This is a genomic window from Williamsia sp. DF01-3, assembly GCF_023051145.1.
Lineage (GTDB): Bacteria > Actinomycetota > Actinomycetes > Mycobacteriales > Mycobacteriaceae > Williamsia.
In genome coordinates this window covers 1,615,053-1,636,156 of sequence record NZ_JALKFS010000005.1, presented here as the reverse complement: position 1 = coordinate 1,636,156, position 21,104 = coordinate 1,615,053, and the positions used below count along the sequence as shown (strand labels likewise).

21 protein-coding genes are annotated in these 21,104 nt (G+C 63.2%); 8 read left to right on the top strand and 13 right to left on the bottom strand.

Annotated elements, in window-relative coordinates; genetic code table 11:
* Window positions 1–264: 264 nt before the first annotated feature.
* The 3 genes from MVA47_RS09860 to MVA47_RS09850 all read left to right on the top strand — a co-directional run bounded on the left by MVA47_RS09860 (window position 265) and on the right by MVA47_RS09850 (window position 3,511).
* On the top strand, window positions 265–1,167 hold the full coding sequence (locus MVA47_RS09860; protein WP_247207690.1) for a cyclopropane mycolic acid synthase family methyltransferase: 903 nt from the start codon (window positions 265–267) through the stop codon (window positions 1,165–1,167).
* Between the two features lie 6 nt (window positions 1,168–1,173).
* Window positions 1,174–1,863, top strand: coding sequence for an enoyl-CoA hydratase/isomerase family protein (locus MVA47_RS09855; RefSeq protein WP_247207689.1), 690 nt, complete (start codon window positions 1,174–1,176; stop codon window positions 1,861–1,863).
* 121 nt (window positions 1,864–1,984) lie between these two features.
* A complete protein-coding gene (locus tag MVA47_RS09850; protein ID WP_247207688.1) occupies window positions 1,985–3,511 on the top strand; it encodes an MFS transporter in 1,527 nt (508 codons plus the stop codon).
* Here MVA47_RS09850 and MVA47_RS09845 read toward each other — a convergent pair.
* The 9 genes from MVA47_RS09845 to MVA47_RS09805 form a co-directional block, all read right to left on the bottom strand.
* Window positions 3,508–3,723 carry a hypothetical protein gene (locus MVA47_RS09845; RefSeq protein ID WP_023957184.1) on the bottom strand — a complete coding sequence of 72 codons (216 nt, stop codon included), beginning with the start codon at window positions 3,721–3,723 and terminating at the stop codon, window positions 3,508–3,510. The genes MVA47_RS09850 and MVA47_RS09845 overlap by 4 nt on opposite strands.
* Before the next feature lie 20 nt (window positions 3,724–3,743).
* Window positions 3,744–3,938: a hypothetical protein gene (locus MVA47_RS09840; protein ID WP_247207687.1), complete on the bottom strand. Its 195-nt coding sequence runs from the start codon at window positions 3,936–3,938 to the stop codon at window positions 3,744–3,746.
* Between the two features lie 145 nt (window positions 3,939–4,083).
* Complete coding sequence (locus MVA47_RS09835; protein WP_247207686.1) at window positions 4,084–4,845, bottom strand: TauD/TfdA family dioxygenase; 762 nt, start codon at window positions 4,843–4,845, stop codon at window positions 4,084–4,086.
* The gene (locus MVA47_RS09830) at window positions 4,845–5,876 is read right to left on the bottom strand and encodes a D-alanine--D-alanine ligase (RefSeq protein ID WP_247207685.1); all 1,032 of its coding nucleotides are present in this window, start codon (window positions 5,874–5,876) and stop codon (window positions 4,845–4,847) included. The genes MVA47_RS09835 and MVA47_RS09830 overlap by 1 nt, the downstream gene beginning before the upstream one ends.
* Window positions 5,876–7,177: an ATP-grasp enzyme gene (locus MVA47_RS09825; RefSeq protein WP_247207684.1), complete on the bottom strand. Its 1,302-nt coding sequence runs from the start codon at window positions 7,175–7,177 to the stop codon at window positions 5,876–5,878. Before MVA47_RS09825 ends, MVA47_RS09830 begins: the two co-directional genes overlap by 1 nt.
* 5 nt (window positions 7,178–7,182) lie before the next feature.
* On the bottom strand, window positions 7,183–8,010 hold the full coding sequence (locus MVA47_RS09820) for an O-methyltransferase (RefSeq protein WP_247207682.1): 828 nt from the start codon (window positions 8,008–8,010) through the stop codon (window positions 7,183–7,185).
* Window positions 8,003–9,229 carry a sedoheptulose 7-phosphate cyclase gene (locus MVA47_RS09815; RefSeq protein WP_247207680.1) on the bottom strand — a complete coding sequence of 409 codons (1,227 nt, stop codon included), beginning with the start codon at window positions 9,227–9,229 and terminating at the stop codon, window positions 8,003–8,005. The genes MVA47_RS09820 and MVA47_RS09815 overlap by 8 nt, the downstream gene beginning before the upstream one ends.
* 31 nt (window positions 9,230–9,260) lie before the next feature.
* Window positions 9,261–9,926, bottom strand: coding sequence for an HAD family phosphatase (locus tag MVA47_RS09810; RefSeq protein ID WP_247207679.1), 666 nt, complete (start codon window positions 9,924–9,926; stop codon window positions 9,261–9,263).
* 166 nt (window positions 9,927–10,092) lie between these two features.
* Window positions 10,093–10,551: a MarR family winged helix-turn-helix transcriptional regulator gene (locus MVA47_RS09805; RefSeq protein WP_247207677.1), complete on the bottom strand. Its 459-nt coding sequence runs from the start codon at window positions 10,549–10,551 to the stop codon at window positions 10,093–10,095.
* A gap of 286 nt (window positions 10,552–10,837) precedes the next feature.
* Between MVA47_RS09805 and MVA47_RS09800 the strand changes: the two genes are divergently transcribed.
* The 3 genes from MVA47_RS09800 (at window position 10,838) to MVA47_RS09790 (ending at window position 13,112) form a co-directional block, all read left to right on the top strand.
* Entirely contained in the window at window positions 10,838–11,227 is a 390-nt protein-coding gene (locus tag MVA47_RS09800; RefSeq protein ID WP_374474153.1) for a DUF5313 domain-containing protein, read from the top strand.
* A 64-nt stretch (window positions 11,228–11,291) separates the two neighbouring features.
* Window positions 11,292–11,543: a DUF6480 family protein gene (locus MVA47_RS09795; protein ID WP_247207675.1), complete on the top strand. Its 252-nt coding sequence runs from the start codon at window positions 11,292–11,294 to the stop codon at window positions 11,541–11,543.
* 60 nt (window positions 11,544–11,603) lie between these two features.
* Window positions 11,604–13,112 (top strand): YdiU family protein, encoded by a 1,509-nt coding sequence (locus MVA47_RS09790; RefSeq protein ID WP_247207674.1) that lies wholly within the window; start codon window positions 11,604–11,606, stop codon window positions 13,110–13,112.
* Between the two features lie 13 nt (window positions 13,113–13,125).
* Here the strand turns inward: MVA47_RS09790 and MVA47_RS09785 are convergent, their stop codons facing one another.
* The 3 genes from MVA47_RS09785 to MVA47_RS09775 form a co-directional block, all read right to left on the bottom strand.
* Complete coding sequence (locus MVA47_RS09785) at window positions 13,126–13,767, bottom strand: PadR family transcriptional regulator (RefSeq protein ID WP_247207673.1); 642 nt, start codon at window positions 13,765–13,767, stop codon at window positions 13,126–13,128.
* 92 nt (window positions 13,768–13,859) lie between these two features.
* Window positions 13,860–15,119, bottom strand: coding sequence for a serine hydrolase (locus MVA47_RS09780; RefSeq protein ID WP_247210699.1), 1,260 nt, complete (start codon window positions 15,117–15,119; stop codon window positions 13,860–13,862).
* A 139-nt stretch (window positions 15,120–15,258) separates the two neighbouring features.
* A complete protein-coding gene (locus MVA47_RS09775; RefSeq protein ID WP_247207672.1) occupies window positions 15,259–16,902 on the bottom strand; it encodes a serine hydrolase in 1,644 nt (547 codons plus the stop codon).
* Between the two features lie 206 nt (window positions 16,903–17,108).
* On the opposite strand from MVA47_RS09775, the gene MVA47_RS09770 reads away from it, so the two are divergent.
* Window positions 17,109–18,731: a D-alanyl-D-alanine carboxypeptidase/D-alanyl-D-alanine-endopeptidase gene (locus tag MVA47_RS09770; protein ID WP_247207671.1), complete on the top strand. Its 1,623-nt coding sequence runs from the start codon at window positions 17,109–17,111 to the stop codon at window positions 18,729–18,731.
* A gap of 117 nt (window positions 18,732–18,848) precedes the next feature.
* Window positions 18,849–20,120 carry an EAL domain-containing protein gene (locus tag MVA47_RS09765; protein WP_247207670.1) on the top strand — a complete coding sequence of 424 codons (1,272 nt, stop codon included), beginning with the start codon at window positions 18,849–18,851 and terminating at the stop codon, window positions 20,118–20,120.
* 27 nt (window positions 20,121–20,147) lie between these two features.
* Here MVA47_RS09765 and MVA47_RS09760 read toward each other — a convergent pair whose 3' ends face one another.
* A complete protein-coding gene (locus MVA47_RS09760; RefSeq protein ID WP_247207669.1) occupies window positions 20,148–21,041 on the bottom strand; it encodes an ATP-grasp fold amidoligase family protein in 894 nt (297 codons plus the stop codon).
* Window positions 21,042–21,104 lie beyond the last annotated feature (63 nt).

The window sequence follows — 21,104 nt, the reverse complement described above, 5'->3', positions numbered from 1 at the left end:
GATCCGTCCTTGTCGTTTCCGGGTGCCACCGATCCGCACCGCGGTCTCGAACCAACACCCGGCATCGGACGCGCGCAATCCATGAATGGAAAATCGGTGCGTTCTATGGCAAAGTGACTGCCGTCACACCGGCTCCAAGAACGCGGGTCGCCGCCAGACACCGGAATCTGTCTGCGCCGATGTTCGTGCCCCGCGCTGGTGAATCGAAACCAAACCAAACCCGTGTGGGCGGCATCCGCCGCAGGCATGGAAGGAATGCCTTCGATGACCGAATTGACGCCGTTCTACGATGACGTGCAGTCCCACTACGACTTGTCAGACGAGTTCTTCGCGTTGTTCCTCGACCCCACCCGCACATACAGTTGCGCGTATTTCGAGCGCGACGACATGACACTCGAGGAAGCAGAGATCGCCAAAATCGATCTGGCACTGGGCAAATGCGACCTGGAGCCGGGGATGACACTGCTCGACGTCGGCTGCGGGTGGGGATCGACCCTGCTCCACGCAGTAGAGAAGTACGACGTGAACGTCATCGGACTCACCCTCAGCCGCAATCAGCATCGTTACGCCAGCGAATTGCTGGAGAACCGGACCGCCACAAATCGCACTGCAGAGGTGCGATTGCAAGGCTGGGAGGATTTTGACCAACCGGTTGACCGGATCGTGTCGATCGGCGCATTCGAGCACTTCCGGCGCGAACGCTACGACGCATTCTTCGACCGCTGCACTACGCTTCTGCCCGACGACGGCCGGATGTTGCTGCACACCATCGTCGGCTTCAACCGTCACCAGATCCGGGACAAGGGCCTGCCGATCAACCGGGAGATCATGGAGTTCGGGAAGTTCATCCAGTTCGAGATCTTCCCCGGTGGCCAACTGCCCGAACCACAGTGGGTGGTGGACGGCGCGAATCGAGCCGGCTTCAACGTCGAGCGCGTCCATCCGCTGCAGTTGCATTACGCGCGCACGCTCGATTGCTGGGCGGAGACGTTGCAGAAGCGGCGCGACGAGGCGATCGAGGTCGCCTCGGTGGACACCTACAACACCTACGTAAAGTACTTGACCGGTTGCGCCGATTACTTCCGTAAGGGATACATCGACATCATGCAGTTCAGTCTCGCCAAGCCGACCGCGCGGCCGCTTCCAGCGAAGTTCTCGCAGGGCTGAGAACCAGTGCCCTACTTGGACAAAGACGGCGAGGTGTCGGTTCTCCATTTCGGCGGACACGACTCCCCCGATCCCCAGAACCGTTTCAATCCGGACTGGCTCAAGACGGTTCATGCTCTGCTCGACGAGGTGGAAGCCGAGGCCGGGCCGCGCGCGCTGGTCACAACCGGCCACGGCAAGTACTACTCCACCGGAGCAGACCTGAGCTGGGGCGCGCAGAATCCGGACCAAATCGACCGGTGCCTGAGTGAGATCCAGGCTCTGCTCGCGCGTTTCCTGGCGTTTCCGATGCCGACGGTGGCGGCGATGCAAGGTCACGCTTTCGGCGCAGGTGCCTTTCTCGCCATCGCCCACGACCACTCGGTGATGCGGGCCGACCGCGGTTATCTCTGCTTCCCCGGCATCACCCTGGGTGCAGCCTACGCACCCGGGGTGCTGGCGCTGACCGCTGCGCGTCTGCCTGCACGTGCCGGACATGAAGCATTGATGACAGGCCGGCGATACGGCGGAGAAGAGGCACTTCGGTCAGGGCTGGTCGACGAGGTCGCGGAAGAGGCCGACGTGCTGACCGCGGCGGTCGAGTGGGCTCGCTCCAACGCCAGCACCCGGTCTGAGGTACTCGGTGACATCAAACGTGGTCTGCATCCAGGGGTGTTCGAAGCACTGAAGCAGCCGGTCAGCGGATACAACCAGTAGCGCGACAAGCGGCGGCCGCTGCCGATTACGTTCTTGTGCAGGACAACCCGGGTTCACCGTGACGTTGTAGGGTGCCCCCGTCTGGGTAGCCGAGTACAGGGGCGGGCGGTGGCGAGAGCCGATGACAGCGACTGATCGGGATGGCCGCCCGACAACGGTGCAGCAGTACATCGACGAGGTGCCGGCCTGGCGCGACGGCACACCGGCCACCGCCGGGGCGATGACCTCGATGCAGAAGCGCATCTGGCTGTTGGCGTCGGCAGGCAAGTTCTTCGAGGGAATGATCGTCTTCATGGTCGGGGTGGCGCTGCCGCTGATCACCGCCGAGTTCGACCTGACCTCCGCCCAGGCCGGATTGACAACGGCCGCACCACTGCTCGGCATCATGATCGGCGCGAGCGCCCTCGGCGGTCTGTCCGACCGATGGGGACGCCGCCAGATGTTCCTAGCCGAGATGGCGCTGTTCACGGTTTTCCTGGTGGGCGTCACCGTCAGCCCGGGGTACGGCAGCCTCGTCGTGTGCCTGATCGGTATGGGTCTGGCGCTGGGTTGTGACTACCCCACCGCCCACACCATGATCTCGGAGACGATGCCGACCAGCGTGCGCGGCCGAGGGGTGTTGGCGGCCTTCGGCTTCCAAGCCGTCGGAGCGCTGGCGGGCACTCTGGTCGGCGTGCTCATCCTCGGCAATCGAGACGAGCTGTCCGACTGGCGCTGGATGTTCGCCGTGGTGGTCATCCCATCGCTGCTGGTGATGATCGGGCGCGTGTTCATCGTGCAGAGCCCCCACTGGCTGCTCCACATCGGACGAGTCGACGAGGCCGAAGCCGAGCTCCAGCGCCTGCTTGCCCGGGAGCCGGTGTATCCCGCCACGGTGACGTTGGACCGCAGCGATCCGGCCACTGGAGCACCCTCCCGTTCCGGCGTCGGAATGTTGCTGCGCGCACCATGGCGACGGTCGACCATTCTCGCGAGTGTTCCCTGGTTTCTCCAAGACCTCGGCACCTACGGCATCGGTATCTTCACACCTACCGTCATCGCCGCGACTGTGGGCACGGCCACCGCGAACGAGTCGACCGTCACCGCCGTCGTCGACGCCGACCTCCAGGGCACCGAAGGTGCCGTGATGATCGACGCCTTCTTGTTGATCGGCATCGTCCTCGCTGTCATCCTGGTGGACAGGTTCGGCCGCATCCGACTGCAGGTCTTTGGATTCCTCGGCTGCGCAGTCGGTCTCCTCATCGCAGCCCTGTCGACGGTCATGACGGGAACCCTGCAGATCGTCCTGGTGTTTGCCGGGTTCATGTTGTTCAACCTGATGACCAATCTCGGCCCGAACTCGATGACATACCTGTTGGCAGGCGAGGTGTTCCCCACCCACCTGCGAGGCACCGGCGCAGGCATGGCGGCCTCGGTGGCAAAGGTGGGCGCTGTCCTCACCGCCTTCCTGTTCCCGATCCTTCTCGAAGAATGGGGCACGGCCGTCATCGTCCTGATCCTGGCGGGCACCTCAATGCTCGGCGCCCTGATCACCTGGAGATTCCGGGTCGAGACGACGGGGATCAGTCTGGAGCAGGTCGACCGGATGCACGACCTCTCGCCGCCTGCCGGGTCTCCCAGCCTTCCGCTGACCAGCAATCGCAGCTAGCGCCGCCTGGGTTCGAAGGCATTCGGGAAGCGATCTCGCAGGGCTTTGATCTGGCGCTGGACGTCGTACAACTCGCGGCGCTTGGCGTGCTGCACGGCAACCGGCACCGCCGCTCGGCCCGACAGCTCGGCCTCGAGTTGGTCCGCCCACCGCTCGAGCTGGTCTGCGAAGTACCGCGCTTGCTCTTCGCTGGGACTGACGCTATCGGACACTGACGGCATGGTCGTAGATCCTATGCGCTACGCAGCCGCTGATTACAAATCCTTTGAAGAGCCTCGTGCACCTCGGGGGACAAACCACCGGCACCGACGTCGAGCGCATCGGACAACCGTTCGAAGAAAGCGTCCACGGTGAGCCCGAATTCGACAAAGATGTCCTCGGCCGAGCCTCCCCCGAACGGGTACCACCGCTCTGCGAACTCAACCAAACGCGCATGATCCGCTGGCGGGATACGTGGGGTCATACCTCAAGTCTCTACCGCGACCGGGGAATTCGCGGCATGGAGCGGGGATTCGGGTGCGCCGGAGAACGTCAGACGAACAAGGCGTGAATGTTCAGCGAACTCTGCACCATCATCTGACCATTCCGCGATACATCACCCGGTCGCCGATGACACCGCTGTGATCGGCACGATGCATCACAACCCGGTTGTCCCACATCACGACGTCTCCCCCGGACCAGGTGTGTGTCAGCACATTGCCCGGCGCAGTCGAATGCGCGACGAGAAGGTGCACGATGCGCGCCGTCTCCGTCGCGGACTTGCCACTGATGGCCCGGCACCTGGCCGGAGCCGTCAGGTACAGCGCAACGCGCCGCGAGAGTGGGTGCGTGAGGAAAATCGGGTGCTCGGCACAGGTCTCCGCACCCGCACCCGGGTCGACACCGGTGACCACATGCGTCATCAACCGCCCCTCGAGATCGTTCCGAAGGTCTGACGGCAATGAATCGTAAGCCGCGTACTGGTTGCTGAACAACGTGTGCCCGCCGACGGCGGGTACACGAACCGCACGCAGAGCCGTATACGCCGGAGGATGCGAGACGTAGGTGGTGTCGACGTGGAATGTGGACCTCGGAGCAGTTGTACGTCCGACATTGCTGATGACGTTGAGATCTGGGAAGTCCGGAACGGGGGTCTCGCCCGCGGTGAACATCAACTCGCCGAACGATTGCAGAAAGGCGAGGAAAGTTGGGGTGTCGATGTTCTGGCCATCGAACACGACCACCCCGTGTTCGGCGAGGAGTCCCCGGATGTCCTCAGCGAGTGCCGGATCGCACTTGTCGAGCGGTGCCCCCGTGACGCGGACTCCGATCGGATCGAGTACCTGCTGGTGCATCAACGCCCCTCACGTTCCAGTTCTCGAAGGCTGCCGGCGAACAGTTCCTCGACGGAAATCCCAGCCGCGGAGGCCATCACAGCGATCACACTGCTCGGTGAGTACGAGCAGTACAACCCCGCCTCGAGAAACCAGGGTGTCCCCGCCGGGTCGATACGGAAGTCGAACAGACTGTAATGACGACATCCGAGCGCGGCATGGCATCGCCGGGCGGCATCCCACACCACCTCGGTGACCGGGTCGTCGACGTCGACAATCCACGCTTTGGCGGTGTCCTTGGCCACCAGATACAACTGCCCGTCCGCGTTGCGCTCCAATTTGTCGGCCCGAGAGCGGATGGGATGATCGTACTCGTCGACCGAGTACTCCTCGAGAGGCAAGCAAACAAGTTCCCCGTCCCGAACAATGATGCCGCAGCGGACTTCTCGTCCCAGTGGGACATACGTCTCGACGAGCGCAGACGTGGAGTACACCAGCGCATCGCCGATCGCAGCCTTCAGCGCGGACCCCTCCCGCACCAGCGACACCCCCATCGAGTTGTCCGAATCAACAGGTTTCACCACTGCGGGCAGGTGGCCGCTGTAGTTCTCTCCTTCCCGGAGCACCTCACCCGCCGGAACCGCGACGCCTGCTGCGGCAACCACTGCGCGGGTCAGCCGTTTGTCAGCACTCAGAGCCATCAGGTCGGAACGATTGCCGAGGTGGGCCACACCCAACAGATCGAACAACGAGCGATAGGACGTCATCCCTGGAAGACAGAACATCTCGGGAACCATGACGTCGTAACCCCGGTCGAAGACATACGTCATCGCGTCGGGAATCGACACAGGTTGCGATGCAGCGATATCCGCGTCAGTCAGGCCGGACGGAAACCTCCAGTCCCCGTCCGGTAACACATAAGCGATCTCGATCCGGTAGTCGACATGCCCGGAGAACGTGGCAAGAAACCCGTGCGCATAGACACGACTGAGGTCGGCGCGGAATTCATCGACCGGTGACCCCACGAGCACGAGGACATTCAGCGGTCCCATCAGTCGCCGCCCATCTCGACAAGCTTTCCGATGTTGAAGTCGATCCGCGACCATTCGGTTCCCTGGTACAGACTCCTGAAGAGCAGGATGGGTATCTGCAGGTGATGAACCATCAGATACGGCAACGGATCCCACGATTCGTAGATGGCGTCGCGACCCCGGCGGAGGACACCGAAGCATCGCTTCTTGCCGGGTTCGGTGAGCAGCCGCCACAATTCGTGATAGATCCAGTACGTGGGCCGCGAACCCGGAACCGGGGTGATCATGGGGTGGTCGTCGTCCAGGTATGCCGCTGCGAGGTCAGGGTGGCCGGCGAACATCGTGATGGCGGAGTGGGTGCGCGGGTTGCATTCGATTGCGTACACCCGGCCGTCCACGTCTTCGATGAAGTCAAACGAGTACTGGCCCGTGGCGCCGAGTTGCCCGACGAATGCCTCGACCCACGAATAGATCTCGGGTCTGCTGACCATCTGGTAGTTGACCTGGAAGGCCGATGACTCGCAGCACGCGTAGGCCTGCAGGCGTCCGGAGCGCGACGTTCCATGTGTGCAGTACTCCTGCCCCTCCACATACTGCTGCAGAATCCACGGGTCGTCCTCGGTGATGTCCAGAGACCGCGCGAACTCCACATTCCACTCAGGCGTCTCGCGCGAGAGCTTGCGCAGGTCCATCCGACCGACAGGGTTGTAGGCGATCCTCTTGAGGATGTACTCACGGCCTGCGGGGAAGTCGAACTCGGCGATCTGCTGTGGGTCGGTGATCCGCCGCGAATCGGGCACTCGGACCCCATAGGAACGCGAGATCTCAGAGAACCGGGCCTTGTCGTCGACGGTGCGCACAGTTCGGGAGTTGCCGTGGACCACTTCGCAGAACCCGGCCAGCAACTCGCCGGCGTCGGCATCGTGAACGCTGGACGCGGGACTGGAGACCGGAACGAACACGTCGACTTCTTCACGCTTGACCACATCGAGCAGGGCGTCGGCGTAGTGCGGCGAGGTGGATTCGGGAATGCAGTGGAACCGGTCGACCGCTTTCGAGAACCGGTGACCGGAGAACCGGTATTTCGGCGACTCAACCAGCACCACACGATGTCCGGCAAGGTGAAAGGCACGGGCGAGCGTGAGTGCCTTTGTCATCTTCCCGCCGGTGATCAGAACCGTCCGGCGCCTCGGCGCCCGTGAGGCGTGCGGACGCGCGGGCCGGCGAATCAGTGCACAGGCGACGATCGCAACATCCACCGGCAGCGTGCCGAGCAATGCGGCCAGTGCACCGAGGGTGCGTGTCGCCGAGTTGAGGCTCATCGCATTTACTCCGTGCCGCTTCGCCGGATAAGCGTCACTCCATCACGCAGCGGGAGCATCACCTGCTCCACCCGCGGGTCGTCGGCGACGATCCAGTTGAAGTCGGCGATCGCCTGTCCGTTGACCGACCTGGTCATGCTCGGCGCGTAGGGCTCTCCCTGGAGCAACGTGTTGTCGACGACGATCACGGCGTTCGGCGCGAGCAGATCGCTGTCGACGATCTGATGAAAGTACTCGAGATAGCCCGCCTTGTCGGCATCGATGAAGACGAGGTCGAATCGACCGGTGAGGCGCTGCAGGGTGTCGAGTGCGGGGCCGATCTCAACGATGATGCGCGCACCCGCGACCGACTCGGCAAAGCCCTGCCGGGCGATGTCGGCCGCGAACGGGTCCACTTCGCACGCCACCACCTCCCCGTCAGCGGGTACCGCTTCAGCCATGGCGAGCGCCGAGTACCCCGTGAACATACCGATGTCGAGAACCCGCCGAGCTCGCGTGATGTGTACGAGAAACTTCAACAGCTGGCCTTCCACGTGCCCGGACAGCATCTCTTGCTCCAGGGACCGCGACCCGGACACCGGTTCATGCTCGTCCCATGCCACCTCTCGCGTCCGTTCGGCAAGCGCTGCCAGCTCAGGAGACTGCGGGGTCGTGCACTCGTCGAGGTAGGGGTCCAGTCCGGCAGCGAGATCTCTGGCCTTGCGCAACCGTGCCTTGAGTCCCGGGTCCAGATCTGGTGCGCTGTTGAGCAATCGGGACAATTCCGTCAACTCGGCCGCGAGGATCGTCGACGGCGTGACGGGCCGTGGAACGGTGGCCACGGCCTCAGCCATCGATGTCGGCCAGTTGCGCACCGGTGAACATCTCGATCCCTGCACCCTCGCGGTCGAACTCCGAGCAGATCTTCCGGTGAGCGGTGAGAACGTCGGCCAGTTCATCGGTGGTGACATCGTTGAGGAACTCGCACCGACCGATCGGCTTCGGAACTGCAGCTCGAAGGAGACCGTCGCGAGTCCTGAGAATGGAATCGGTTGCCGACACCAGCAACTCAGTTGTGAGATAAGGACTGTCCAAAGCCAGGCCGAGGCGGCTCATGACACCGAGCACGCGGTCGCGGTCGTTCACCGAAATGAGGCCGCGCCGTTCGGCGAGTGTTGTGGACAACGCCATGTCGATATTTATGGCATGGCCGTGAAAGAACGGCGCCGGCGGAGTCAGTTCCAGAGTCGGACTCCAGGTGTGACCGAACGCGATGACACGGTCGAGCATGAGCTCATGCAGATTCGGTGCCTCGAGCTCAAGCATGGTCTCGATGGCCAGATAGGTCAGACGGTCTGCCACGGCGCGCAATTCGGCGCTGCCGTCCAGATGGCCGAACCGTGTGCGCAGCAGTTCGGGTCCGTGCTCATCGAGCATGTCGAAGATCTCGGCGTTGCCGACCGTGGCGATCTTGATCAGCTCGGCCATGCCGTTGCGTACCTGATCCTCGGGCAGGCTGTGTAGGAAAGCGAAGTCCAACAACACCTTCTGCGATGCGTGGTAGGCGCCCAGACGGTTCTTGTGCTTGCCGTGGTTGACCGCCACCTTGATCGACACACTCGCGTCGATCAACCCGATGAGCGTGGTCGGGATACGAATATAGGGCGTGTTGCGGCGGTAGCTGGCGCACGCGAAACCGGCAACGTCCGTGGTGAGCCCACCGCCCACCACCAACACGGGCTCGGTTCGGACGAGCCCGAACTCGTCGAACTTCTGCACGATGGTCTCAAAGGTGCTGAGCGACTTCGCAGTTTCGGCGATTCCGACCGGAACGATCACCAGGTCCAACCCGTGATGGTCGAAGTACCGGTGGATGTCCTGCCCATAGATCGAATAGACCGTCTCGTCTATCACCATCAGGCAGCGCCCGTACCGACGATAGCTGTCTGCCAGTTCCGGCTGGTCCACGGAGAAGACCCCGTCGACATACAGCAGGTCGTACTCGATCTTTTCGTAACCCTCGACATGGAAGGCGCGGTCGGTGGCAGTGACGTGTGCTTCGATGGCGCTCACGGAGATACCTTTCTTTCGCAGATCAGGGGCACTATCGGCGGCTGGTCAGCGCGCGCAGGTGGTCGGCGTCGAGGGTGTCGACGACTTCGCTTGCCTGTGCAAAGTCGCCGCCCGCGGTGTTCTCGTTCGGGAAGGCCACACACGTGACCGAAGCCGCATTGGCCGACTTCACCCCACCGACGTTGTCCTCGATCGCAATACACGACCCCGCGTCCTCCCCGAGTTGATCGAGTGCGTACAGGTAGGACGCAGGGTCCGGCTTGCCCGCGTCCACGCTGGCCGAATCGACCACCACGTCGAATGCCTCGCGGGAGACGTCCGGGAGTGCGCCGAGGAGCGCAGCGACATTGTCGGGCGATGTCGTGGTGACCAGGCCCAGCTTGACGTTGTTGGCCTGTGCGGCTGTGATCACGTCCGTGACGCCCGGTCGCGGCGAGACCGGCGTGTTCTTCAGAAGTTCCTGAAATATCTCCGACTTCGTGGCATGGATCCCATCGGCGTCGACCTGCTCGCCACGGAGCTGGGCATAATCGGCGATCCGCTGCGCACCGCCGTTACCGGACAGCATCGATCGGTATTCTTCGCGGTCCCACGTCCAGTCCAGACCGTGTGCGGCGAAGGCTTCGTTGAATGCACGACGCTGAAACTCTGAGGTGTCGACGAGAGTGCTGATTGATCCGAACAGAATGGCAGCCATCGTGTCCCTTTCGAAAAACGTTCGGTAGCAATGCCTTTGCTAGACCAACTCGAGTGTGGACAGCCGATGTGTCGACATGATGGGACCGCAAGTAACGGAAAGGTAACGAAAAGTCACAGAACTATAAAGCAAGCGTCGTTCGGAAAAGGAGGTTCGCCTTGCGCACTCAGCGCCGTGCGGCGGCGTTCACAGTCGTGAGAACCGAATGCAGCCGCTCGAGCGTGTCCAGGTCGACGCCGAGAGCCTCGACGACCGCATCGGGAATGAGAAGTGCTTTCTCGCGGACTCGGAGACCCTGTGCGGTGAGATCGATGACGGCCAATCGCTCGTCTGCCGGATCGCGGCGGCGGGTCAGGTACCCGGTTGTCTCCAGTCTTTTCAGGAGCGGCGAGAGCGTGGCCGAGTCGAGTTGCAGGGCGTGGCCGATCTCTTTGACCGAGCGCGGCGACTGCTCCCACAGCGCGAGCATCACAAGGTATTGCGGGTGGGTCAGATTGAGCGGTTCGAGCAACGGCCGGTAGACAGCCAGCACCGAGCGGTTGGCGACGGCCAACGCGAAACAGACCTGCCGTTCGAGAGCCAGGGGATCAACATGGTCTGCTTCTTGCTTCGAACTTGTGCTCACGAAACTCTTCCTCGATCGAACGGTCAGCACCGCTTGCAGCGCATGATGACCCGAATTGACACCCAATCTACTGCATCGCACGCGATTCAATCGCGCCTTATTCACTCGTTGACTCGACGTTGTGACCTCTATCATCATCACTGGCTCCCGCCCTGCCATCGGCGTAGCGTGCTATTAAATAGCGCACTATATATTGCCGGTGCGCACCAGTGGCGAGTCCGGTTCAGCCCGATCGAACTCAGACCGACGCCGTCCCACCTGGCGACGCCGGAGACTTAGAAGTGGAGTGAGCGTGACATCCGAGGCAGATCGACCGGCCTTTTTCCAGTACGTGAAGTACTGCTACGGAGCCAAATTGCCCGACAGCATGAGTGAGTGGGTGGCCAACGACCAGGCCGGCCCCGGCGCCACCCGGCGGATGATCACTCGCTGGGCGATACCCTGCATCCTCCTACTCGCGCCGATGTTCTTCGTGGACGCGTCGATCTACGTCCGCCTGAACATGACGGTTCCCATCTTCTTGCCGTACGTCATGTTCTCGATCGCTCTGAACCGCGTGTACCGCCGTCACCGGCTGGCCCAACACGGGTTGGATCCCGACCTTGTCAACGCGATCGCCCGAAAGCGCGATGCCCATCTCTACGAAGCGTACGAACAGAAATACCGGGGTAAGTAGAGCAGTCAAGTCCGGACCGCTGCCACCACTGGTTCACAATCGTCGATTCGGGTACTCGTCACCCATGCCTGCTGACGCTCCTGAGAACTCCAAGTACGAACCACAGAACCCCGAACCCAACAACACCACGGGGCTCGAAGCCGGGGGCAGCGTCACTCCCGGTGACACCCCGCCCGCCGAAACAGGTGTCGGTGGCCCGAATCATGAGCCGCCTCAACGTGGCCGCACCGGGCCGATCATCGCCATCGGCGTGATCTCGTTCATCGTGCTCCTCATTGCGATCGGTCTCATCGCTCGCGTCGTAGGCCTGTTCTGATGTCGGCGTCCGACAAGAAGCAAACGGCGTCCCGCCACTGTCGATCGCTACCCTCGGCTGATGGCTGAAACACCGCATCCCCCAGTGGACACAAAGGCCGCGATAGCCGACCTCGAGAGCACATTCGCCGACGAGCTGACCGCACTCACCGTTCCATGGCAGGGCGCTCCCGCACCCGACCCCACCCTGCTGGTGCTGAACGAGCAACTCGCCGAGTCGCTGCATCTCGATGTAGACACGTTGCGCACCGCCGACGGAGTCGCCGTCCTATCCGGGACGTCAGCGCCACCCGGGGCAAAGCCCGTCGCGATGGCGTACGCAGGCCACCAGTTCGGGGGATACACGCCGCTCCTCGGCGACGGTCGGGCACTGCTCCTCGGCGAACTGATGACCGACGACGGTCGCCGCCTCGACCTGCACCTCAAGGGTTCAGGACGTACACCGTTCTCCCGCGGCGGCGATGGCTTCGCCGTGGTCGGGCCGATGCTGCGCGAATACCTCGTCAGCGAGGCCATGCACGCCCTCGCAATCCCCACGACCCGCTCATTGTCGGTGGTTGCCACCGGACAAGCCGTTCGCCGAAACGGGCTCGAGCCAGGAGCCGTCCTCGCGCGGGTTGCGTCAAGCCACCTGCGCGTGGGCACCTTCGAGTTCGCGGTTCGACAGGGCGAGATCCTGCAGCCACTCGCCGACTACGCGATCGCCCGCCATTACCCGGCAGTGGCCGATCTGCCCGCGCAAGGTGCAGACAGTCGATACCTGGCCTTCTTCGATGCGGTGGTGGATGCGCAGGCCTCGCTGGTTGCGCAGTGGATGCTCGCAGGCTTTGTGCACGGCGTGATGAATACGGACAACACGACGATCTCGGGCGAGACCATCGACTACGGCCCCTGCGCCTTTCTCGACGCATTCGACCCGAACGCAGTCTTCAGCTCCATCGACCGCGGTGGCCGGTATGCGTTCGGCAACCAACCTGCCGTTGTGAAGTGGAACCTGGCTCGCCTCGCAGAAACCCTACTGACACTGATCGACTCTGAACCAGACGCCGCCATTGCCGCGGTGACCGAAGTGCTGAACACTTTTGATGCGCGCTACGCGAGTCACTACTCGGCGGGCATGGCGGCAAAACTCGGCTTGGCCGGCGCAGCCGTCGACCAAGAATTGATCGACGACTTCCTCGCTCTGTTGGCCGACCACGGCGTCGATTGGACGAGCACCTTCCGCGCCCTCTCCGATGAACTCCGCGGGGACTCCGCACCCCTGGACAATCTGTTGTCTCGTGAGCGCACCGCTTTGTGGTTACAACGATGGCGCGGCGCTCTGGCGGACGCGGGGGTGGAGCTGCCGGAAGCCGCGGATGCGATGGACCGCGTGAACCCGATCTACATTCCGCGCAATCACCACCTCGACGCCGCGTTGCGCGCCGCCACGGACGGCGATCTCGGTCCCTTCGCGAGGTTGCTGGAAGTGGTCACGCATCCGTTCGAGCGGCGCGACGAGTGGTCCGAATACAGCGGGCCCGCCCCGCTGGTGTTCAGCGAGAACTTTCAGACGTTCTGCGGCACGTGAGGACAGGTGTCATTCACCCTTCCCTGCCCTGACGCACCACGGCTTTGAGGATCTCCTCGGTACGGCCGCGCGATGTATCGGCCGGACTGACGGTGTCGGGCCATGAATCGGTCTCCGACAATGCCCACTCCGCCCACTCGATGATGTGGGCGTAGTGCCCGACCATGTAGCGGTTGGCCAAGGTCAGCAGATGGCGGCGTTCAGGATGTGAACCCCGATCCGGTTCCAACATCCGTTCGGCGTTGGAGATGAACAGGTTCCGGGCCGCCTCGGCCTGATCACGCATGTTGCGCAGGTTCGCCCGCAGATCCTCGATCGACCCTTGTTCCGCGAAGCACACCCGGATCATTCCCTCGAAAACCAAAGCAGGCGGCTGCGACTGGGTGGCCAGCCATTCGGTGAGCGCGGCACGCCCCTGTGGCGTGATCGAGTAGATCGTCCGATTGCGGCGCTTACCCGCCGGTTCGGTTCGCGCAGTGACGAGGCCACGTTCGAGGAGTCGCTTCGGTGCGTTGTAGCGCTGCCTGTCGGCACGCGGCCACAGCGCGGAGACCCCGCGTCCGACCTGCTCGGCGATTTCGTAGGCCGATCTGTCCTTGGCCGTCAGGAGACCCAAGATCACATACGACGTCGTGTTGAGGTCGCCCTGGGCCACTGATCTCCTTCCCGCGGAGCGTCGTGTTTCGATACGGCCGCGAGAGCCAATCCTACCGAGACGCTGCCGCGAGCCGCCGCGACCGCCGGCTGCTAGCCGCCGCTTGTGTCCTCTGCCGCATCATCGATGTCCTCACCGGTGTCGGTGGCCGGGCCGGCGTAAATCAAGGGAACCAAGGACTTGGCAACCATCGCGGCCGGCGGGAACCCTTCTGCGGTCGGAGCAAGATTGCCCCACACCACGATGGTGACGTCGTTCACCGGGTCATAGCCCATGAAGGAGTTGTAGCCGGGCATCTCGCCGATGTGTCCGTACATCGGTCCCATCTGGGCGATCCCGTAGCCGTAGCTACTCCCCGATGGGTCCTCGGGATCAGACGGTTGCACGCTGTCCATCCGCAGCTTCTGGGTCTTCTCGTCGAGCAGATCGCCCTTACCGATCGCCTTGACCCAGGTGGCCAGGTCGTTGGCGGTCGAAATGCCTTGTCCTGCAGCCCATGTCCACGACGGGTTGTCGTTGGTTGTCGTCCGCGGTGTGACCGTACCCGCCTCGATCGCCGCCAGCCTCTCCGGCGACAGCGACTCCTTGCCTTCACCCAACGTCTCGACGTTGCCGCTGTACGAGTAACCGTTGACGTAGGTCGCCGGAATGGAGGTGTCCGTGTTGGCCGGGAAGGACGTGCCGGTCATTCCGAGTTTGGAGAAGAAGCGGTCCTGAAAGATCTGGGCAAGGGGCTTGCCGTCGAGCTCCTCGGCGATGAGGCCCAGCAACACCGTGTTGGTGTTGGAGTAGTTGTACTCGGTACCGGGCGGCGCCAAGGGCGGGTTCGCGAACGCCAGAGCCAGCAATTGCTCAGGCGTCCAAACCTTTTGGGGCTCGGTGTCGAGTGCTGTGTTGAGCTCCAGCGTGGCGGTGTAGTTGTAGAGTCCGCTGCGCATGTCCAGCAGCTGGCCGATTGTGATGTTCTGCCCATTGGGGACATCGGGCCGGTATTTGCTGACCGGGTCGTCCACGGAGATCTTGCCCTCTTGGACCATCTGCATGATGGCCGTGCCGGTCCAGGTCTTGGTGTTCGAACCGATTCGTACCTTCGTATCGGCCGTCGGCGCTTCGGTGGAACCGATTCCGAGGGTGCCCCATGACTTCGTGTAGTCGCCCTCGGGCGTCCGGACCAAAACCATCATGCCGATCTCGCGGAACTCGGTCGCCATCTCGTCGACCAGCTTGTCCATCGCGGCAGGGTCGAGAGGCACCAGCGCACCACCTGGCGCGGCACTGCTCGGCGACGACGACGTCGACGAACTACTCGAGTCGGACGAGCATGCGGTGGCGACAAGAGCCGCTGTGAGCATCACGGCGACGGCCGCGGCCTTTCGGTTCCGGCGCCGCCGCCTACGCGGATCAAAGTAGAAGGTGATGACATGTGCTCTCTCCTGGTGTGGCGGTCGACTTCGGTAGGGCTGCAGAGATCTTCGGTGGCGTGTTCGTGGTTCATGCCGGAACCTTCGTGAAGGTACCGAGGCCCTGCGCGTCGAGATACTCGACGGTGAATGACGCGGCAGTGCCGTCAGCGGCGGCGAACTGGATACTCGTGGGCCCGACTGCGTTCTCCCCCGACGTCTGGAACCAGTAGGTATCACCGTCGTAGTGGATGAGCGGATAGCTCAGCTGTTGATCTCGGCCCAGCCTCAACACGAGATCACCACCCTCGTTCACCACTTCGGCGGCGCCATAGAACGGGCTCACGAACTTGCCCACGTACACCGAGGCGTCTTGTGGCGGCATGGCACCGGCCGGCGGGCTGGTGTAATCGGTCTCGGAGCGACCATGTTCGACGAGCTGTTTGAACTGGCCTGACACGTGTGGCACCCAGTCGACGGTCAGCTCGCCGTTTTTTGCGTAGTCCATGAATTGAGCGGAAATCGCTTCCGAGACCCCGATGGGTGCGGTGTTGGCGAGCACCACGATCCCGAGATCTTCACTCGACAACAACTCGACATCGGTGCTGGCGCCCAGCGCGAACGCGCCGGCGTGAGCAACCTGCACGCGGCCTCGATCATCGGTGTTGATCGAGAAGCCGGTGCCGTAGAAGCTTTCTCGTGCACCGGGTTCGGTCGCCGGACGGGAGAACGAGTGGGCCTGGTGTGTGTACTGAAGCGCTTCGGGATCCACTATCTGACGACCGTCGAACATCCCATCGGCGAGCTCCATGCGAATCCAGGCGGCCATGTCGTCGACCGACGAACTCGCGCCGCCCGCCGGTGATTGCGCTTCCGGATTGCTGACGTACTTCGCCTCCCACGTGTTGGTTGTGGGATCGGTGAGCACGTGGTTGTACGCGTGGTTCGGAGCGTTTCGCCACTCGTCGGTACTCGATGTCGTGTTCGACATCCCCAGCGGTTCGTAGATCGTCTGCTCCGACAACTCGGCCCACGTCGTGTTCTCGGATTTGGCAGCAGCAACTCCGGCGACGGTGAAGCCATAGTTCGAGTAGGCGTAGTTGTCCCGGAAACGATCGAGTGGAAGCTGATCGAGCCGCGACACTATCTCCTCGTAGCCGTAGCCGAGGTCTTCGAGCAGGTCGCCGCCGTGGTCGGGAAGACCCGATCGATGCGACAGCAGATCGGTGAAGGTGGCGTTCTCCGTGACATACGGGTCTGCGACGACAAATCCTGGCTCGTACATCTTCACCGGCTCATCCCAAGAAATCTTGCCATCGCCGACGAGTGTGGCGATCACGCTGGAAGCCAAAGGCTTTGACACCGATGCGAGCTGAAACATCGTGCTGGTGTCCACCGGTTCGGGTTCACCCACTTTGCGGACACCGAAACCCTTGGCGTAGACCACCTCGTTCTTGTAGACGACCGCCACGGCGATACCCGGGGCCCCCGTACGGGACATCATGTCGCCCACGAACCCGTCGATCTGATCGGTCGCCGCATCCACCGCTGCCCGATCGATCTGTGGTGCGGAAACATTGGTCGGCGACTCTGCGAGTGACCTCGACGACCCCTCAGACGACGAACTGCACCCGGAGAGAACAAGTGTGATCGAGACTCCCAGCACCAGCGAATAGGTGAGCGGAGGCCGTCTTCGTTGCCCAGGTCGGGTGAGAAGGGCCGGCCGAGTGGTCATTTCTTCGCTCCGTCACACAAGGCGGCCCGCCGTGGCGACCCGTCGAAACCCGATACGGCACGCGCCGATCCACCCCGCCGTGGACGCTTCGAGCCAATGTGCTGACCATAATCGCATCAAATGCAACTTGCACGGTGTAATTTACAGTAATTACCGCCCACGTCGGGAGTGGGTGTCGAGTCGGACCCAGGAAGTGGTGCGCCACCATGCCATCAGTCGAACCCCAAACAAAGACGTATCGCGCAAGGACGACGCTGGCTGCATTCGCCGTCGGTGGTCTGCTCTTCGCCGCCGCGTGCTCAGGCGACTCGTCGGAATCCGACAAGAAGTCGCCTAGTGGGCAAGGTCAGGCGCTGCCTGCCGCCGCGACGGCGATCATGGAGACCGAACAGTACAAGGCTGCGCGGTGGTCATATCTGGTGGTGGACCCGGAGACCGACGAGGTCGTCTACAGCAATTTGGCCGACGAGTTCATGTTCATGGCCTCACAGACAAAGCATTTCACCGTCGGGACGGTCTACCAGAATCTAGGCGTAGACCGGCGACTGACCAGTCCTGTCTACGCAACAGAAGCTCCTGTGGGAGGAACGCTCAGTGGAGACCTCGTCCTGGTGGGTTCCGGCGATCTGGCGCTCGGCGGGCGCAATGCACCCGACGGCAGGTTCGACTTCGCCACCGACGGCATCGACCACGTGTACGCCGATGCCATCCCGGGTGCCGTACTGGCACCCGGCGATCCACTCGCCGGACTCGATGACCTCGCCGCCCAGGTTGTCGCATCCGGGGTCACCCGCGTCGACGGTGACGTACTCGTCGACCCGCGGTTGTGGGAGCGCTACACAACGGTCGAAGGGGTGGTCCCGTCGATTTACGTCAACGACAACCTGGTCGACATCCAAGCCACACCAGGGCAGCCCGGACAGCCGGCGACCATCCAGATGCTGCCTGGCAACGGGCTTTTCAGACTCGACTCGCAAGTCACCACGGGCGCGGCCGACAGCGACTCCACCATGACGGTCAGCGCGGACGAGCTCGATCCCACCCTCATCCGGGTGACCGGATCGGTACCCGCGGGCAAGTCGACTCTGACGGTCTTCCGCATCACCGACGCTCCGACCTGGGCGCGGCAGCTGTTCATCGAAGCCCTGCAGCGCAAGGGCGTAACGGTCTCATCGACTGCCAAGGTGAACGAGCAGGCCGCACTCCCGGCCGAGAACAGCTATCGAGACGATCTGCGCCTCGCGAAACTCGAATCCGTACCGCTCCAAGAGATGGGTTCGATGATCCTGGCCACCAGCTACAACACGGGCGCAAACGATTTCCTCTGCCTGCTGGCGGTCGAGGCAGGGTCGAAGGACTGTTCCGACGGCCTGCCCGCGATCCGGGACCTCGCTACCGAAGCCGGCATCTCGCCGTCCGACTTCGTCATCGTCGACGGGCAGGGCAGCGACCCGTCGTCGGCCACGCCCACCGCGATCACACAGTGGTTCAAGTGGGTGGACGGACGACCGTGGGCCGACACCTTCTGGGCGGGACAACCCATCCTGGGCGAGCGCGGCTCCCTCAGTGGGGTGGGGGTCGACAGTCCCGCCAAGGGAAAGGTCGTCGGTAAGACGGGAACCTCCGCCGACGCCGAGCCCGTCACGGGACGGTTGGTGATGACGATCCAGGGGCTGTCGGGCTATCTCGAAGTCGCTGACGGCCGTCGACTGCTCTTCGTCGTCGGGGTCAGCAACGCGGTGTTCCCTGATCTCCCCCGCGGGATCTTCCAGGTAGGTGACGACGTGGGTATGGTCGCGGCTGCGTTCCAGCAGGCCCAGAGCAAGTGATGCGCAGGGACTCACCTCTCCACGTCCTGACACACGCATGCCCCACTCCCCACGAGATCGTCGGCTAGGCTTTCGACGACAGCTCGGCAGGCCTGCTGACAGCGGAGATACGCGCCCATGACGGACCGAAGTGAAGATCCACCGTCGGGGATCCTCACTGTTCCCGTCGTATGCGTCTACCAGCCGATCGTCGACTTGCGCGACGGGGAGACAGCCGGGTACGAGGCACTCGCACGGTGGCCCAGCCGACCAGACCTGAACCCAGGCAACGTGTTTGGTTCTGCTCGGGACGACGGCACACTGGCAACCCTTGATCGCGCGGCGCAGCGAGCTGCGTTGCGCGGAGCGTGCGATGCGGGGCTACCCGGCTCGTACACCCTCTTCATCAACGTCGAAGCCGACACATCGTCGAGCCTGTCGCCGACCGCAGGCGTGGCGTCGAACGGTGACGCGTGGCCTGGCCGCGTGGTCATCGAGATCACTGAGCGCGCGCTGCTTGTCGACCCCGGTCGTGTTCTGGAAATCGCCGACGAAGCCAGGGCGCTCGGATGGGGGGTGGCCCTCGACGACGTCGGCTCCAATCCGGACTGCCTCACCATGCTGGACTTCGTTGCACCGGAGATCATCAAGATCGACGGCCCACTGACCCGGACTCGCCGCCCGACCCCGATACACACTGCGACCCTCGCTGCCATCGCCGCCTACATCGAAGCCACCCCTGCCACCGAGCTGATCGCGGAGGGTATCGAAACCGAGGCCGACCTCGAACAGGCTCTGGCGCTCGGCGCGACACACGGCCAAGGTTGGCTGTTCGGACATCCCGCACCCCTGCCCCACGTCTTCCCAGCGGTGTCGAACAGGATGCTCCCACTCACTGACGTGCGCAACGCGCCGCCGAGCCCACCGTCGGAGGCCCTGAAGACGATCAGACCGCGCATCGGCCGCAAGAGCCTGCTCATCACGCTGTCCCGCCACCTCGAGGACATGGCCGCGACACTTCGGGCCCCGGTCACGGTCCTGGCCACCTTTCAAGACGCCACAAGCTTCGGACCCGTTGTCGCAGCGCGATTCTCAGCCCTGGCCGCAACCCACTCCCATGCCTTTGTTGCAGCCTTCGGCGTCGGCATGCCGACTCGTCCGGCGCGCGGCGTCATCGGGGTCCCACTAGGCATCGACGACGACCTGGTCAACGAGTGGACGATCACGGTCACCGGCCCGCACTTCTTCGGAGCGCTCATCGCCCGCGACCTCGGCGACCCTCCTGACGACCCGGACCGCCGGTATGCGTACACGCTCACACACGACCGGACCACTGTGACCACCGCTGCCCGAGCCCTCATGCGACGGATACACCATCGGAATGACTCTGCGTCACAACATCATCACTGAAATCGATCGTGCTGCGGCGAGGCTCCGTCAGTCGACGTAAGCCTTCGGAACCCGCCACGTTCGACCGAACTCTCGATCGAACGACTCCGGGTGGAAGGGACTCTCCCCACCGGCGGGGTAGTTCGTCATCTCGCCGAACACCACTCGCCCGTCGACGACGTACAGGTCGACCCGGACGAAATCGGTGGAGGCGGCCAGTTTCTCGGCCACGATGATCATCTCGTCCAAGCACGCCGGTGCCGCCTGGGGATGCTCAGCGGGCGGAGGACCACCACTCAGCGGCAAAAGGGTCCAGGGCCTTCGGTAGAAGTTCTGGGTTCTCTTGCCAAAACGCCCTGTGTCGACCTGAATGAACTCACATCTGCCGTGGAAGACGAAGAACTTGTAGTCGTCGGGTACGTTACCGAGGTCATTCATCAGCAGTTCTTCGACGATGACCCGCCGAGGAACATGGCCATATGCCCACTCCCGGTTCGGGCCCTGCCCGTACAACTGCTGTACCCAGTAGCGCGCGATCGCCGTCAACTGGCCACGGTCTGCGTGCTCGGGGCGGACATGGATGTAGGACCAGCACGCCTCCACACCGGGTAGACGTGCGCCGAGATCGGCAGCGTCGGAGACCACCACGACAGCCCCGCTCCCGTGGGACGGCTTCACGACATATTGTCGCGGCAAAGCTTCGGCGAGAAGCTGCTCCGGATCGTCCACGATCGCATACACCGTCGGAAGGTACCCCGTGCCAACGGTGGTCGCGACGTGGTCTCGTACAGCGACCTTGTCAGCGAACGTCACCACGAGTTCGCGATGGTCTCGCAGCATTTTGTAACGGACTTTCTCGGTGAACGTTCCCGGCTTCCGTGTCTGCGTGAGCCGCCACCATCGAACAAGCATGCTGCGTTCGCGCCACCGCGCGTGTCTCATACCCGGTCCTCAACCGGCCACGGAGCACAGCCGTGCCGGTGGGCGCATATACATACTCATCGG

Excerpts from the sequence above, each read along its gene's own strand:
- MVA47_RS09775 (WP_247207672.1), bottom strand. The coding sequence starts at position 16,902 with ATGACCACTCGGCCGGCCCTTCTCACCCGACCTGGGCAACGAAGACGG.
- MVA47_RS09860 (WP_247207690.1), top strand. The coding sequence starts at position 265 with ATGACCGAATTGACGCCGTTCTACGATGACGTGCAGTCCCACTACGAC.
- MVA47_RS09830 (WP_247207685.1), bottom strand. The coding sequence starts at position 5,876 with ATGGGACCGCTGAATGTCCTCGTGCTCGTGGGGTCACCGGTCGATGAA.
- MVA47_RS09790 (WP_247207674.1), top strand. The coding sequence starts at position 11,604 with ATGGCTGAAACACCGCATCCCCCAGTGGACACAAAGGCCGCGATAGCC.
- MVA47_RS09825 (WP_247207684.1), bottom strand. The coding sequence starts at position 7,177 with ATGAGCCTCAACTCGGCGACACGCACCCTCGGTGCACTGGCCGCATTG.
- MVA47_RS09795 (WP_247207675.1), top strand. The coding sequence starts at position 11,292 with ATGCCTGCTGACGCTCCTGAGAACTCCAAGTACGAACCACAGAACCCC.
- MVA47_RS09810 (WP_247207679.1), bottom strand. The coding sequence starts at position 9,926 with ATGGCTGCCATTCTGTTCGGATCAATCAGCACTCTCGTCGACACCTCA.
- MVA47_RS09820 (WP_247207682.1), bottom strand. The coding sequence starts at position 8,010 with ATGGCTGAGGCCGTGGCCACCGTTCCACGGCCCGTCACGCCGTCGACG.
- MVA47_RS09780 (WP_247210699.1), bottom strand. The coding sequence starts at position 15,119 with ATGCTCACAGCGGCTCTTGTCGCCACCGCATGCTCGTCCGACTCGAGT.
- MVA47_RS09850 (WP_247207688.1), top strand. The coding sequence starts at position 1,985 with ATGACAGCGACTGATCGGGATGGCCGCCCGACAACGGTGCAGCAGTAC.
- MVA47_RS09835 (WP_247207686.1), bottom strand. The coding sequence starts at position 4,845 with ATGCACCAGCAGGTACTCGATCCGATCGGAGTCCGCGTCACGGGGGCA.
- MVA47_RS09770 (WP_247207671.1), top strand. The coding sequence starts at position 17,109 with ATGCCATCAGTCGAACCCCAAACAAAGACGTATCGCGCAAGGACGACG.
- MVA47_RS09765 (WP_247207670.1), top strand. The coding sequence starts at position 18,849 with ATGACGGACCGAAGTGAAGATCCACCGTCGGGGATCCTCACTGTTCCC.
- MVA47_RS09760 (WP_247207669.1), bottom strand. The coding sequence starts at position 21,041 with ATGAGACACGCGCGGTGGCGCGAACGCAGCATGCTTGTTCGATGGTGG.